The organism is Streptomyces sp. NPDC001194 (assembly GCF_042896985.1).
Lineage (GTDB): Bacteria > Actinomycetota > Actinomycetes > Streptomycetales > Streptomycetaceae > Streptomyces.
Map to the genome: position 1 here is coordinate 82003 of NZ_JBIAXU010000023.1, position 14362 is coordinate 96364.

At 72.1% G+C, this 14362-nt stretch carries 15 protein-coding genes; 9 read left to right on the forward strand and 6 right to left on the reverse strand.

The window, feature by feature from the left end; translation table 11 throughout:
- Positions 1 to 74 precede the first annotated feature (74 nt).
- The 4 genes from ACFY1T_RS31895 to ACFY1T_RS31910 all read left to right on the forward strand — a co-directional run bounded on the left by ACFY1T_RS31895 (position 75) and on the right by ACFY1T_RS31910 (position 5362).
- Positions 75 to 1004, forward strand: a complete 930-nt coding sequence (locus tag ACFY1T_RS31895; RefSeq protein WP_390791268.1) for a pirin family protein — start codon at positions 75 to 77, stop codon at positions 1002 to 1004.
- A gap of 25 nt (positions 1005 to 1029) precedes the next feature.
- Positions 1030 to 1374 (forward strand): GNAT family N-acetyltransferase, encoded by a 345-nt coding sequence (locus ACFY1T_RS31900; RefSeq protein ID WP_390791269.1) that lies wholly within the window; start codon positions 1030 to 1032, stop codon positions 1372 to 1374.
- A 222-nt stretch (positions 1375 to 1596) separates the two neighbouring features.
- The gene (locus tag ACFY1T_RS31905; RefSeq protein ID WP_390791270.1) at positions 1597 to 4047 is read left to right on the forward strand and encodes a SpoIIE family protein phosphatase; all 2451 of its coding nucleotides are present in this window, start codon (positions 1597 to 1599) and stop codon (positions 4045 to 4047) included.
- Positions 4048 to 4186: 139 nt separating this feature from the next.
- Positions 4187 to 5362 (forward strand): permease, encoded by a 1176-nt coding sequence (locus ACFY1T_RS31910; RefSeq protein WP_390791306.1) that lies wholly within the window; start codon positions 4187 to 4189, stop codon positions 5360 to 5362.
- A gap of 48 nt (positions 5363 to 5410) precedes the next feature.
- Here the strand turns inward: ACFY1T_RS31910 and ACFY1T_RS31915 are convergent, their stop codons facing one another.
- Positions 5411 to 6310, reverse strand: a complete 900-nt coding sequence (locus ACFY1T_RS31915) for an NAD-dependent protein deacetylase (RefSeq protein WP_390791271.1) — start codon at positions 6308 to 6310, stop codon at positions 5411 to 5413.
- A gap of 193 nt (positions 6311 to 6503) precedes the next feature.
- On the opposite strand from ACFY1T_RS31915, the gene ACFY1T_RS31920 reads away from it, so the two are divergent.
- Complete coding sequence (locus tag ACFY1T_RS31920; protein ID WP_390791272.1) at positions 6504 to 7895, forward strand: alpha/beta hydrolase family protein; 1392 nt, start codon at positions 6504 to 6506, stop codon at positions 7893 to 7895.
- Positions 7896 to 7935: 40 nt separating this feature from the next.
- Here ACFY1T_RS31920 and ACFY1T_RS31925 read toward each other — a convergent pair whose 3' ends face one another.
- The 3 genes from ACFY1T_RS31925 to ACFY1T_RS31935 are packed head-to-tail and all read right to left on the reverse strand — an operon-like array spanning position 7936 to position 9308.
- Positions 7936 to 8373: a VOC family protein gene (locus ACFY1T_RS31925; RefSeq protein WP_390791273.1), complete on the reverse strand. Its 438-nt coding sequence runs from the start codon at positions 8371 to 8373 to the stop codon at positions 7936 to 7938.
- A gap of 58 nt (positions 8374 to 8431) precedes the next feature.
- On the reverse strand, positions 8432 to 8998 hold the full coding sequence (locus ACFY1T_RS31930; protein WP_390791274.1) for a SixA phosphatase family protein: 567 nt from the start codon (positions 8996 to 8998) through the stop codon (positions 8432 to 8434).
- 58 nt (positions 8999 to 9056) lie between these two features.
- On the reverse strand, positions 9057 to 9308 hold the full coding sequence (locus ACFY1T_RS31935; protein ID WP_390791275.1) for a hypothetical protein: 252 nt from the start codon (positions 9306 to 9308) through the stop codon (positions 9057 to 9059).
- A gap of 264 nt (positions 9309 to 9572) precedes the next feature.
- Here ACFY1T_RS31935 and ACFY1T_RS31940 point away from each other — a divergent pair, with 264 nt between their 5' ends.
- The 3 genes from ACFY1T_RS31940 to ACFY1T_RS31950 are packed head-to-tail and all read left to right on the forward strand — an operon-like array spanning position 9573 to position 12418.
- Positions 9573 to 10088: a hypothetical protein gene (locus ACFY1T_RS31940; RefSeq protein WP_390791276.1), complete on the forward strand. Its 516-nt coding sequence runs from the start codon at positions 9573 to 9575 to the stop codon at positions 10086 to 10088.
- Positions 10085 to 11017: a hypothetical protein gene (locus ACFY1T_RS31945; protein WP_390791277.1), complete on the forward strand. Its 933-nt coding sequence runs from the start codon at positions 10085 to 10087 to the stop codon at positions 11015 to 11017. Before ACFY1T_RS31940 ends, ACFY1T_RS31945 begins: the two co-directional genes overlap by 4 nt.
- 27 nt (positions 11018 to 11044) lie before the next feature.
- Positions 11045 to 12418 carry a hypothetical protein gene (locus ACFY1T_RS31950; RefSeq protein WP_390791278.1) on the forward strand — a complete coding sequence of 458 codons (1374 nt, stop codon included), beginning with the start codon at positions 11045 to 11047 and terminating at the stop codon, positions 12416 to 12418.
- A gap of 142 nt (positions 12419 to 12560) precedes the next feature.
- Here the strand turns inward: ACFY1T_RS31950 and ACFY1T_RS31955 are convergent, their stop codons facing one another.
- The gene (locus tag ACFY1T_RS31955; protein ID WP_390791279.1) at positions 12561 to 13127 is read right to left on the reverse strand and encodes a TetR/AcrR family transcriptional regulator; all 567 of its coding nucleotides are present in this window, start codon (positions 13125 to 13127) and stop codon (positions 12561 to 12563) included.
- A gap of 124 nt (positions 13128 to 13251) precedes the next feature.
- Here ACFY1T_RS31955 and ACFY1T_RS31960 point away from each other — a divergent pair, with 124 nt between their 5' ends.
- Entirely contained in the window at positions 13252 to 13770 is a 519-nt protein-coding gene (locus tag ACFY1T_RS31960; RefSeq protein ID WP_390791280.1) for a cupin domain-containing protein, read from the forward strand.
- 58 nt (positions 13771 to 13828) lie between these two features.
- Here ACFY1T_RS31960 and ACFY1T_RS31965 read toward each other — a convergent pair.
- The coding region (locus ACFY1T_RS31965; RefSeq protein ID WP_390791281.1) for a hypothetical protein at positions 13829 to 14362 on the reverse strand (534 nt) is incomplete at its 5' end.

Below are 14362 nucleotides of genomic sequence, written 5' to 3' on the forward strand. Positions count from 1 at the left end.
TGGGTTGCCTTCGGGACTATGATCACCCATGATTGTTGAAAGCGAAACTACTTTGCGTGGGAGGGACCGGGGAGATGGGTCACACGGAGATCGCGGTCGAGGTGCTCACCGCCCGGGACGTCCCGCTCGGCGGACCGCGGGCGATGACCGTACGCCGCACACTGCCCCAGCGGTCCCGGACGCTCATCGGAGCCTGGTGCTTCGCCGACCACTACGGCCCCGACCGGGTCGCCGACTCCGGCGGCATGGACGTCGCGCCCCACCCGCACACCGGACTCCAGACGGTGAGCTGGCTGTTCAGCGGGGAGATCGAGCACCGCGACAGCCTGGGCACCCACGCCTTCGTACGGCCGGGCGAGGTCAACCTCATGACCGGAGGCCACGGCATCAGTCATACGGAGGTCTCCACTCCCGGCACCACCGTCCTGCACGGCGTCCAGCTCTGGGTGGCCCTCCCCGGCGAACACCGCAACGCCCCACGCGACTTCCAGCACCACGCACCCGAGCCGCTCCGCCTCGACGGGGCCCGGCTGCGGGTGTTCCTGGGCGCCCTCGCGGGCGCGGTCTCCCCCGTGCGCACCTTCACCCCGCTCCTCGGCGCCGAAGTCCTCGTCGACGCCGGCGCCACCGTCACCCTCGACGTCGACCCGGCGTTCGAACACGGACTCCTCGTCGACCAGGGCGACGTCCGTCTCGACGGCGCCCTCCTGCGCCCCGCCGAACTCGGCTACGCCTCCCCCGGCCGCAGCGCCCTCACCCTCGTGGGCGCGTCCGACCGGCCGGCCCGGACGGTCCTGCTGGGCGGTCCGCCCTTCGAGGAGGAGATCGTGATGTGGTGGAACTTCGTGGGCCGCAGCCACCAGGACATCGTCGAGGCGAGGGATGAATGGGAACGGGCCTCCGACCGCTTCGGCACCGTCGACGGCCACCCCGGCGGCCGGATCCCGGCCCCCGCCCTGCCAAACGCCGTCATCACACCCCGCAAGAACCCCTCCCGGCACTGATCCGCGTACCGAAAGGACCTTCGCCATGAGCGAGCAGGCCACCACCGCCCCCGTCGTCCGGCACGTCGACGCCCGCCACCGCTACGAGATCCTCGTCGACGGCGACCGCGCCGGCCTGACCGCCTACCGCGACCGCGACGACCGGCGGGTCTTCTTCCACACCGAGATCGACGACGCCCACGCCGGCCAGGGGCTCGCCGCCGTCCTCGTCCGGCAGGCCCTGGACGACGTCCGCGCCAGCGGACTGCGGATCGTGCCCGTCTGCCCGTACGTGGCAAAGTTCCTCACCAAGCACCAGGAGTTCGCGGACATCACCGACCCCGTCACCCCCGAGGTCCTGACCTGGCTCGACGCCCGGCTGGGACGCTGAGCTCCCCGCAGGACGGCACGTACGGCGCACGATCGGCCCACACCCGGGGTGTACGGCCGTGCACCCCCGCCTGTCCCGCCGTCCCCGCCCCTTCGCACCCCTGGCGCGGCACGCCCCCCACCACGCCCCCGACCCTCCTGACTCGCGCTGACGGTGCAAAGCGCGACAGCATGGAGGAAGGGCGGTCGACGTGGCTGCCGTCACACGAGGGCAATACAGACCGTGACCAGAGAGCATTTCGCCTTCTGCGGGGCCGAGCTGGCCGCTGTCTACGTCCTCTCCGACGGCCGCAAGGAGCTCCACCTGGCCGAGATGACCGGGAACCGCTCCATGCTCTACGGGCTCCCGGCCGTCCTCTCCGTGGAAGGGCACTCCCCGGCCGCCGAGGCGTACCGCTCGGGCCGCCCGTTGTGGCTGACCCCGAAGGCGCTGGCCGCGTACGTGGAGGAGGACCCGCACCACTTCCCCGGCCGGGTACGCAACGACTCCCTCAGGCCGTCGCCGGCCAAGCTCTCGCTCGGCGCCCTGCCCCTCGGGCACGGCGCCAGGGATCTGGGCTGCCTGATCGTGGCGGGCGAGGTCCCCGACGGGTTCAGCAGCGACCGCCGGAGCCTGCTGGAGCTGTACGCGGACCAGGTCGCCGCCGGACTCGAATCCGCGGCCGCCCACGCCCCCGGCCGTACGGCCCCGCGCCCCGTACTGGGACACACGCTGGTGCCGCTGCGGGGCGGTGCCTTCATCCTGGACCTCGGCTCCGGCCGGATGGAGGCGCACGCACGCGTACTGGAGCTGCTCGGCATCCCGCCCGACCAGTTCGGCGGCAACGTGGAGACGCTGCTCGCGGCGGCCGTCCCGGACGACGTCCCCGCGCTGATGGCCATCGTGGAGCCCGACAGGCTGACGACGGACCCGCAGCAGCTGGCGTTCCGCATCCGCAGGCCGGGAGGAGAACTGCGCTGGCTGGGCCTGCGCTGCCGGGTGATGACGGACGACGACGGCACCCCCGTGCGGGTCCTCGGTGTCGTGGCCGACGCCTCCTACCTGCGTCCGAGCGCCGACGAAGTCTCCATCGTGCAGCGGCTGTCCACCAAACTGGCCGGCGCGGCGACCATCAGGGACGTCAGCCAGATCGTCGTGGGCTCCCTGCGCGACCCGCTGGACGCGAGCCGTGTGCTCGTCGCCGAGCTGGAAGCCGACCGGCTCGTGATCACCGTGCTCGACCCTCCCGAGCCGCGGGCCTGGCCGGACATGTGGCGTTCGGAATGGCGGTCGGAGTGGCCGGACGCCTCGATGCACGACGTGCCCACCCTGCAGAACGCGATCCGGGAGGGCCACGTGAGCCTGTGGCCTCCGGGCGCGGACCTCGAACCCGCTCTCGCGGGCATCGGACCCGGTGGTCTCGCGGTCCTGCCGCTGCCGGCGGACGGCCGGATGGTCGGGGTCTGCCTCGTCGGATGGGACGGTGAGCACCGGTTCGGGCCCGAGGAGCGGTCGCTGCTGACCGCCACCGCGGGACTGGTGGGCCAGGCGCTGATGCGCGCGCACGCGCTGGACGCGGGCCACGAACTCGCCACGATGCTCCAGCGCAGCCTGCTGCCGCGCAAACTGCCCTCGCTGCCCGGCGGGGTGGCCGTCGCCCGGTACCTGCCCGCGACCGCGGGACTCGAAGTGGGCGGCGACTGGTACGACGTCGTCCCGCTCAACGACGGCCACGTGGCGCTCGTCATCGGGGACGTGCAGGGACACAGCGCGGGAGCGGCGACGATCATGGGCCAGATACGGACGGCCGTGAGGGCCTACGCGGTGGAGCGGCACCCTCCCGACGTCGTCATCGCCAGGGCCAACCGACTGCTCGTCGGCATGGAGACGGACCTGTTCGCCACATGCCTGTACGTGGACCTGGACATGGAGGAGGGCATCGCCTGGTTCGTCCGCGCCGGCCACCTGCAACCGATCCTGCGTCACCCGGACGGCAGCACCGCGGAGTTGGCGGTCGAGGGAGGACCGCCCCTGGGAGTGGTCGCCGACGCCGAGTTCCCGCTGACGGAAGTCGGCCTGGTGCCGGGAGCCGTGCTGGCCCTGCTGACGGACGGCATGGTCGAGTCGTCCAACGTCCGTCTCGAGGACGGCATGCGCCGGGTGTGCGAGGTACTGGCCACGGCGGACCCCGCCGACCCGGGGATGGTGGCCGACGAACTGCTCGCCGGCGTCAACCGGCGGGACGACGACGTGGCGCTGCTGCTCCTGCGCTACGACGGCACCCGCGTCCGGCCGATGCGCACGAACTGGACCGTCTGGCGGCTCCCCAACGCGGTCCAGCACGCCCGCCGTTTCGCCGCGCGCGCCCTGCGCTCGTGGGGCGTGGAAGCGGAACTCGACGTCGCGCTGCTGGTGGTGTCCGAGCTGGTCACCAATGCGATCGCCCATACGCAGGGCGAGGTCCGGCTGGATCTGACCCTGTCCGCGGACCGGCTGCGCATCGCCGTGAACGACGGCTCGCCCCGCAGCCCGGTCAAGCCCGCGTCCGTTGACTGGACGGCGACCGGGGGCCGCGGGCTCCTCATCGTCGAGGCGACGACGGCGTCGTGGGGCTCGGTACCGCTCAGCAGCGGCAAACAGGTGTGGGCAGAGGTGCCGCTGGCACCGCGCGAGCGGCTCGCCCGCAGCGCGTAGCGCCGCCGCTTCGCGACCGGGCGGCGAAGGCCGCGGTGCCGCCGTCGCCCGTCGAGCTGTGGCGGTACACCTCACCGTTCGCACTGGCGACGTGTCGCAGTGCCCGACACGGGACCCGAACCGGGAGGCTTCGGGAATGATCCACGCCGTCGTCCACGCACTGTCGATCACTCTTTCCATGACGTGGGAGATCACCTGGGCCCTGATCCTGGGCTTCGCCCTGTCCGCCGTGGTGCAGGCCGTCGTCCACAAGTCGACGGTGGTCTCGCTCCTGGGGGACGACCGTCCCAAGACCCTGGCCGTCGCGGCAGGACTGGGTGCGGCGTCTTCCTCGTGCTCGTACGCGGCGGTGGCACTGGCCCGCTCGCTGTTCCGCAAGGGCGCGAACTTCACCGCGGCGATGGCCTTCGAGATCGCGTCGACCAACCTCGTGATCGAGCTCGGCGTGATCCTGGCCCTGCTGATGGGCTGGCAGTTCACCGCGGCGGAGTTCGTCGGCGGACCCGTCATGATCATCGCCTTGGCCGTGCTGTTCCGGCTGTTCCTGCGCGACGGGCTGCTGCGCCAGGCGCGGCGGCAGGCCGAACGAGGCGTCGCCGGTTCGATGGAGGGCCACGCCGCGATGGACATGTCCGTCAAGCGTGAGGGCTCCTTCGCCCGGCGCCTGCTGTCGGGCGAGGGGTTCACCTCCACCAGTCACGTCTTCGTGATGGAGTGGGCGGCGATCCTGCGGGACCTCGTGGTCGGCCTGCTGATCGCCGGAGCCATCGCCGCCTGGGTCCCCGACTCGTTCTGGAGCGCGCTCTTCCTCGACGGCCATCCGCTGGCGTCCAAGCTGATCGGCCCGCTCATCGGCCCGCTGGTCGCGATCGCCTCGTTCGTCTGCTCGATCGGGAACGTGCCGCTCGCCGTCGTGCTGTGGCAGGGGGGCATCAGCTTCGGCGGCGTGGTCGCGTTCATCTTCGCCGACCTGCTGATCCTGCCGATCCTCAACATCTACCGGAAGTACTACGGCGCGCGGACCGCGCTCTTCCTGCTCTGGACCTTCTACACCGCGGCGGTCGTCGCGGGCTACGCCGTCGAGTTCCTCTTCGGTGCTCTGGGCCTCATCCCCGACCAGGCCGACGCCACGATCCCCACGGAGGGGATCTCCTGGAACTACACGACGTACCTGAACATCGCGTTCCTGCTGCTCGCCGCCGCGTTCCTGATCCGGTTCCTGCGCACCGGCGGCCGCCGGATGCTCGCCATGATGGGGGGCGGCCCGGGCGCCCAGGAGCACGGTGCGCAGGGCCGCCGCGGGGACCACGGCTGACCTGCCGAGACGGACGGGCCGAAGGGCCGAAGGGCCGGCCCGGCCGTCTCAGGTTGCCGCGCGGTCGTCGAGCGGTACGCCCAGCCGCTCGGCCAGGGCCGTCAGGGTCGGGCCCAGGGGGAGCGCGACCCGGGCGAGAGCGTGCTCGTCGCCGCGGGTGGGGTCGTTGTTGACGATCAGTACGGGCTTTCCGGCCCGGGCAGCCTGCCGGACGAACCTCAGCCCGGACATCACGGTCAGCGAGGAGCCCAGGACCAGGAGCGAGCGCGCCCCACCGACCAGCTCGCGGCAGTGCTCGACCCGGCGCGGCGGAACGGATTCGCCGAAGAACACCACGTCCGGCTTGAGGATGCCGTCGCACCGCTCGCACGGCACCACGCGGAAGTCCCCGACCTGCCCGTCGGTGAGGTCGGCGTCACCGTCCGGGTTGAGAGCGGCGGCAACGGGCTCGAAGCCGGAATTGGCGTCCTCGAGCCGCCGCGCGACGTCCCGGCGCGATGCGAAGGCGCCGCAGGAGAGGCAGACGACCCGTTCCAGGCTCCCGTGGAGCTCCACCACGCCCGCACCGCCGGCGGCCTGGTGCAGCCCGTCGACGTTCTGGGTGATCACACCGGAGAGCAGGCCGCTGCGCCCGAACGCCGCCACGGCCCGGTGCCCGGCATTGGGCCGGGCCCGGCCGAAGGTGCGCCAGCCGAGGTGGCTGCGTGCCCAGTACCGGCGCCGGGCCTGTGCACTGGCGGTGAATTCCTGGTAGGTCATCGGGGTGTGCCGGCTCAGGCTCCCGCCCTTGCCGCGGTAGTCGGGGATGCCCGATTCCGTGGACATGCCCGCCCCGCTGAGCACCAGCACGTCCCCGCCGCGCAGCGCGTCGGCGACCGGCTCCGGATCGGTGGTGCCGGGCCGCAGGCCCACGGGGGGCGTCCAGCTCAGGGTGGGGCGCATGCGCATACCCGCCAGCGTACGCAACAGCCGGCACGCCCGGCCCCGGCCGGCTCCGCTCGCCCGGACGGCGCAAGGGCCCTACGGCGGGGCCGGGGCCGCGACCTCCCTGTCCGGAGGCGGGTCGGGGCCGTGGTCGGCCCGCTCCGCGCGGGGCCGTCCGGGAGGTCGCGGCGCCGGTCCGGCTCTACGCTCCGGTGCCATGAGCCCCGTACACGGCGATCCGCACTCCCGACCCACGCGTCGCGCACTCCTCACCGCCGGCGCGGGAGCCGCGCTGCTGGCGGGGTGCGCCCGCGGCGGCGCCCCCGGCGCCCCGGCCGCGGCCACCAGCAGCCCGGCCGCGGCGGGCGGCGGCCTCACCCCCGGCGCGATGACGCTGTTCAAGGACCCCGCGTACAACTTCAACGGGCTCCTCGCGCTCGGCGGCTCGGGCGCCGGCGCCGCGGAGGTCGGCGAGGTCCTGACGGCCGTGAACGCGATCAACGCGGCCGGACTGACGGCGCAGTCGTACGTCAAGACGTTCCGCAGCCTCGGCGACCGGCTCATGGCGGCGCCCCCGGGCGCCCCCGCCGACGGCCAGACCAAGCGCTTCCGGGCCCTGCGTGCGGCCCAGTACTACGGCCAGGCGCTGTTCTTCGTCCTGGGTTCGGACGACCCCGGCAGCGAGGAGCAGCTCTACAAGGCGGGCCGCGCCGCCTGGGACACCTTCTGCGACCTGTGCGAGCCCGCCCCGGTGAAGGCGAAGGTGCCCTACGGGACCACGCCGCTGCCGGTGTGGTTCTTCCGGCCCGACGCGTCGGGCGCCCCGCGCCCGACGGTGATCCTGACCAACGGCAGCGACGGCCAGAACGTCGACATGTGGACGTACGGGGTCCCGGCCGCGCTGGAACGGGGCTGGAACGCCCTCGTGTACGACGGACCGGGCCAGGGGCAACTGCTCTTCGTGGACCGCGTGGTGTTCACCCCCACCTGGGAGCGGGTCGTCACGCCCCTCGTCGACTGGCTGACGGCGCGCCCGGACGTGGACTCCCGGAAGATCGCCCTGACGGGACTGAGCATGGCGGGCGACCTCGCTCCGCGGGCCGCGGCGTTCGAGACGCGCATCGCCGCCCTGGTCGCGATGCCGGGCTGCGTGGAGCCGTGGCTGGGCTTCCCGCCCGAGATCCGGAGGATCCTCACCCCGGACAAACAGCAGACGAACGACATCTGGAACAAGGAAGTCGTCCCCGAACTGCCCCCGGACGCGGCTGATGTGATGAAGAAGCGGTTCGAGCCGTTCTCTGTGCCCGCGATGCTCGAAGCCCGCCAGGGCAGGCTGTTCACCGACTTCTACACCCCGGCCACCCGCGTGAAGGCGCTGACCATCACGGACGTCGTCGGCCGCATCAAGGCGCCGACCCTGGTGCTGGATTACGAGGGGGAGCAGTTCTACCCCGGCCAGCCGCGCCGCATGTACGACGCCCTCACCTCGCCGAAGGACTACCTGAAGCTGACGGCGGCCCAGGGGGCGCAACTGCACTGCTCCCCGATGGCCCCGCAACTGCACTGCGAGGTCGTCTTCGACTGGCTCGACACGACGCTGGGCTCGTAGGTCCGAGGGCGGAGGCCGGGCAACCGGCCCGACCCGCCCGTCAGTTCTTCTTCAGCTCCTCGGCGAGCATCACGAGGATGCCGCTGGGACCGCGGAGGTACGTGAGCTTGTAGACGTCCTCATAGGTGGCGACGCCGCGGAGCGGACGGCATCCGTGCTTCGCGGCCGTCTCCAGGGCTTTGTCGATGTCGTCGACCGAGAAGGCGACGCGATGCATGCCGATCTCGTTGGGACGGGTGGGTTCCGTCTCGATCGCTTCGGGGTGGATGTACTCGAAGAGCTCGAGGCGGCCTTGACCGTCCGGCGTCTGGAGCATCGCGATCTTGGCGTGATTGCCGTCGAGGCCGACGGCGGTGTCGGTCCACTCACCGCTGACCGTGTCACGGCCGAGGACCGTGAGGCCGAGGTCCGTGAAGAAGGAGATCGCTGCTTCGAGGTCGCGCACCGCGATCCCGACGTTCTCGAGTTTGATGGCCATGCGTCGCATGCTAGCGGGCCGCCCGGGCGCTTCCGGCGCCGAGGACCCCGCCGCCCGGCTACCCCCGGGGGACGGCGAAGTCCGTGAGGAGCGCGGCGCCCGGCCCGAGCTGCGACCAGGGGCCCCGCAGGGTCAGTACGGCCACTGCCGAGGTCGGGAACTTGGTGCGGACGCGTTCCAGGGCATCCCCCGTGGCCGCCCCTGCGGCCAGCAGCACCAGGTCTTCAAGGCCCGGGTTGTGCCCGACCAGCAGCAGGGCGCCCACCTCGGGAGAGACCTCGCGGACCACGTCGAGCAGGTCCTGGGCGTCCGCCGCGTACAGGCGCGGTTCGTGCCGGACGGGCGGCGTGCGGTCCAGCTCCGCCGCGGCCAGGTCCCAGGTCTCCCGGGTGCGGCGCGCCGGTGAGCACAGCACGAGATCCGGTACGCCGAAGGAGCCGGCGAGCAGTCGGCCGGCCGCGGGCGCGTCGCGCAGCCCGCGGGGCCCCAGCGGGCGGTCGCGGTCGGGAACCCCGTCCGGCCAGGCGCTCTTGGCGTGTCGCAGGATCACGAGTCGGCGCGCCGTGGCGTCCGCCCCCGCTTCCCGTGCGTCGTGAACCTCGGGGACTCGGTCGCTGTGCCTCATGCCCCGAGCGTAGGGCCCGGGACCGTGAACGGGTGCGTTGTCCGCGGGTGAAGGGCGGTCACGGGCCGGAAGGCCCCGCCGGTCGGGCGAGCCCCTGGTGTGCGGGCGCCTTCCGCGTCTTCACGCCGCCGAGGACGAGTGCCAGCCCCACGGCGACGACGCCGAGGTAGGCGGCGGAGGGAAGGTCGACGAGCTTGTGCAGCCAGCCCCACTCCGTGCCGAAGAAGGTCTGCGAAGCGAAGCTGACGAGGCCCTGGGCTCCGACGACGTAGCCGATGCTTTCGATGGTGTATCCGATGGTTGTTCGCACGGATCAACCCTCTCGTGGCGGTTCCGCGAGATCGTCCTCCGCAGGGCCGAGAACGGAGTAGGCCGAAGGATGCAGTGGGCCGAAGGATGCGGTGGGCCGAAGGATGCGGTCGCCCCCTCGCGCGTCGGCCTCGTCCGGGGCAATACGGGTGAACCATGATCACGACACTGGTAACGGTGCGTAGCGGACTGTTACGTTGCGTGCGCATCCAGTGCGGATGCGAACTCCCGTTCGTCGCGTCACCCCTGAAGGGGCGTACCAGGCATGCGCAAAATTCCCCGGATCCCCGTCGTCGTGTCCATCGCGGCACTCACCCTCGTCTGCGGGCTCCCGCCCGCGGCGGCGCTGACCGGCCCACCGGCCCACGTCCACCGCATCACCGCACTCGCGGCGCCCCTCGACGACGAGGAGCCCTGCCCCGGAGGAGAGGCCAAGCCCTGCTCGGCCTCTCCCGAAGAGCGCGGGGCCGTCGACAAGGACCGTGACGCCGCGAAGCAGGACGGCGCCGCCGCCAAGCAGGACATCGCGGCGGCCAAGCAGGCGGCCCAGAAGTGCATGGCGGAGTCCAAGTCGTGCATGACGGACCTGATCGGCGGCGGCGCGACGCAGGAGACCGACATGGCGCAGGCCCGTGGCGAGATGGGCGCCATGCGGCCCGAGCCGTCCGGCAACGCCGAATCAGCCCTGTCGGGCAGCTGCGCCTCCTTCGCGGCCGACCTGCCGGCCGGACTGTCCCAGTCCACGGAACTGACCTCTCTGTGCGGGGAGATGAACCGATGAAGACGATCACTCAAGCCCCGGGCCGACGCGCGGCCCTGGCCCTCGGCTCGGCCGTCCTCGCGCTCGCCTGCACCACCACCGCCTCCTCGCACGCGGCCACGCCGCCCGAGGTGCCGACCCCCGTCGGCTACGAGGGCACTACCCCGCTCGCCTCGACGCAGAAGGTCACCGAGTACTGCGCCTCACACCCCGGAGGCTGTCGCTTCGAGATCAACCGTGCCGCGTCGGGCGAGTACTACAGCGCCGTCAAGTCCCTCGGCAACGCGGTCGTGAACTGCACCAAGGACGCCATCACGGTCGCCCGCGAGGTCACGCTGCGCACGTCGAGCACCGACAACCTCGGCGGTGAGATCACGGGGAAGATCTCGATCGAGGGCACGATCAGCACCTCCGGCGAGGTCACGGCCGGCGTCGACGCGAAGGCCAAGGGCGAGTTCTCCACCCCGGACAAGTCGAAGGGCCCGACCGCCACCGTCGGCGCCGAGGCCGGGGCCTCGGGCAGCGGGAAGCTCGCCGGGTCCCTCGGCGTCAAGGGCGCCTTCGAAGGCGCCTTCAAACTCGCCTACCAGCGCTCCTGGACGACCGAGCACATCGAGAAGACCACCTACAACACCACCGTGCGCCCCGGCGACGCGCTCGTCTTCGGCGCCAGCTCCGCCATGCAGCGCATCGAGGGCGAGATCACCACGGGCAGCGGCCTCGGCATCCGCAAGGTCGTCGTCGACGGCCCCTCCACCGTGAACTCCAGCACCTTCGTCGCGGACACCTTCACCGTGCCCGGCAACACCTGCGACCGGCTTCGGCCCGAGGGCAAGACCGGAACCGAGGACACCACCACCCCCACCCCGCCCCGCGGCCTGACGCCCGCGAACCTGCCCGAGGGCTCCCGGTTCAAGGACCGCGACGTGCTCGCCCCCGGCACGCCCTGACCGCCCCCCGCACCCGTGGAGATCGCCATGAAGACGCGCCAGAGCGCCGCCGGACCCGCCCGCACCGCGCCCACCCGCACCGCCCTCACCCGTACCGCCCCGGTCATCGGCCTGGGCCTGTGCTTCGGCCTGCTCGGCGGCGCGACCGCCGCCCAGGCCTCCGCCGCCGTACCGCCCGCCCGGGCCGCCGCCCCCGTACCGGTCACCGTCCTGGGCGGCGACTTCGCCCAGCCCGCCTTCACCGGCGTCAACACCAGCGCCAACCCGTACGCCTGGTCGGTCGGTTCCACCTCCGGCACCGGAACGACCGGCGGTGTCTGGCGCTGGGACGCGGCCACCGGCGGCCACCCCGGCGGCCTGACGGCCGCGATGCTCCGCCTCCCCGGCGAAGCCTCGTACGGCCTCAAGCAGCGGCTGCGCGGAGTGCGCACCGGGGCGCGCGTCACCGTCACCTACGACGAGAGCCCCAGCGTCTCGAACTACTGCACCGCCGCGGCGCTCGAACAGGGCCAGACCTACACCGTCCAGGGCGAGGGCGGCCCCCTCACCGACCGGACCACCCTGCCGACCACCGAGAAGCTCGCCGGCAACTACTGGAAGCCGGCCTGGCGCACCGGGGTCACCCTCGCCTTCACCGCCGGAGCCAACGAGCCGCTGCTCACCTTCGTCTCCACCGTCGCCGCCGCCCAGAACAACAACGGCTACTGCGGCCCGCTCATCACCAACGTCCGCGCCACCCAGGAGCCGCCGCCGGTCGACAAGACCATCCCGGCCGGCGCCCTGCCGGCCTCCGAGGCCTTCTACGGCAACGACCGCCGAACCCCGGCGGACGCCGTCGCCCACTGCAACGGCGCCGTGAACCGCTGCACGTTCACGGCCGAGGAGGACTACTCGTTCAGCTACTACGCCCCCGCCCGCGTCGCCGCCGAGACCTACTTCAACTGCACCCGCAACACGCTGAACCGCACCCGCCCCGTCTCCACCGCCAACCGCTCCTACGGCGACCTCCCCGCGGCCGCCGGCCTGCCCGGCAGCGGCACCGGAGCGCCGAGCAACATGGCCCAGCAGTACACGCAGGGCACCGGCCTCTCCCCCGCCTGGAACACCACCCGGGAACGCCCGGTCACCGAGATCGTCCAGCCGGCCGAAGCCTCCTGGATCGAGACGCAGGCCGGCCGCCGGCGCACCGAAGGGTGGTTCGAAGCCACCGCCAAAGCCACCGACCCGAACTACGACTGGCGCCTCCACACCGTCGTCGACCACCCCTCCACCGACCTCTCCGACCGGATCTACCAGCGCACCGGCCCTCTGACCGCTTCGGAGAAGCAGCGCTGCCAGTCCGACCGCCCGAACGCGACGACCCCGGTCGGCGCGAACACCCCCGCCGGCGCCGAGCGCTGACCACGCCCCGAATTCCGGCCCCGCCGCGCGGGACCGCGCGGCGGGGCCGGCACTCCACCGCGGGAGCCCGTACGAGACCGTACGGGCGCCCGCCACAACACCACGGAAGCCCATGAGCCCCTGATGCCGGACGGGCGGGCCCTCACGTCCTCGCGTCGAGCGCTTCCACCAGCGCGACCATGACCTCGACCGCCTCGTCGTCCGTGAGCCCTTGCTCCCGGCACAGCGAGCGCCACGTCGAGAACGCGGCGGCGTGCCCGATCACCGCCCGCCGGACCGGGGCGTCGGTCGCGGGCCAGGCGCCGGCCAGCACCTCGACGTACTCCCGGCTCGTCCGCTGCCGGGCCTCGCGCACCGCCTCGGGTACGGCGTGCTGGTCGCGCATGACGAGCGTCAGCATCTGCTCGCCCGCGCGGTAGAAGCGGTAGAGGTCGGCGAGCCCGGCCGTCAGCCGCTCCACGGGGCTCTCGAACGCAGCCCACCTCTCGGGCCGGGGCAGCTCCTGCCGCGACAGCCAGTGCCCCGAACAGGCCTCGAACAAGGCGTTCTCGTCCGGGAAATGCCGGTACACGGTCAGCCGAGTGACGCCGGCGCGCTCGGCTATCGCCGCGATGCTCGTCGACGCCGGGCCGGCGGTGCCGTGCAGGTGCACGGCGGCTTCGATGATGCGCTGCCTCGTGCGGCCCATGTCCTCGGCGCGTTTGCGCATCTCATAGCCACGCCGTGTCGTCGAACGCTGCTGATCACTCAATTCTTGACGTCCTGGCGCATGCGGTGGAGACTTTTTAAGAGAACACCAGTGTATCTCCAAATTCTGTCGAGGAGTGATCGCCATGACAGAGCCGCTGGCCCCGCCGCTCACCATCGTTCGTCCCGGCGAGGGCTCCGAGGGCTTCCTCGGCTCGATCGGGGTCGCCTTCAAGCTGTGGGGGGAGGACACCGACGGCTCGGTCTCCGTCGTCGAGCACCCCTTCCCGGTCGGGGCACTGGTGCCGCCGCACCTGCACACCCGAGAGGACGAGTACTCGATCGTCACCGAAGGCGAGATCGGTTTCCGTTCCGGCGACCGTGAAACCGTTCTGGGCGCGGGCGGCTACATCACCAAGCCGCGCGGGGAACTGCACACGATGTGGAACGCCGGGTCCGTCCCCGCCCGAATGATCGAGATCATCAGCCCGGCCGGATTCGAGCACTTCTTCCGCGAGATGACCGAGATGCTCGCCGACGGTCAGCCGCCGCCCGAGGACGCGCTGCCCGCACTCGCCGCCAAGTACGGGCTCGTCCTCGGGCGGCCCGCCTGGCTGCCCGACGTCATCGCCAGGTACGGCCTGACGCCCCCGCCCGGCCTCTGACCGGGGCCTGGTGGCGTCCTCGGAGGGCCGGGAGGCCCCCGCCCGGCCCTCCGGCGGTTCAGCCGACGCGCTCGATGCGCGCCTTGCGGATCAGGTTCTTGCCCGGCTCCCGCACCTTGTCGAAAGCCGAGTTGTTCAACAGCACACAACTGCCGGACGGCCCGTTCACCGACACCGTCGTCGACTGACCGTTGTCCAGATTGGTCACCTTCAACTTCGTCCCCACCGGAAACGTCCCACTACTCGCCGCCGGCGCACCACCCTCCCCCGACAACGTCACCGTCGACCCCTGGCACACCACCTGCCCGGTGGCCGGCGGCACCTGCACACCGCCCGTACCGGCCGCACCCGCGGCACCGGTGGCACCCGTCGCACCCGTCGCACCGGCCGGCGCGCCGCCGCCGCCCACGCGCTCGATGCGCGCCCTGCGGATCAGGTTCTTGCCCGGCTCCCGCACCTTGTCGAAAGCCGAGTTGTTCAACAGCACACAACTGCCCGACGGCCCGTTCACCGACACCGTCGTCGACTGACCGTTGTCCAGATTGGTCACCTTCAACTTCGTCCCCACCGGAAACGTCCCACTACTCGCCGC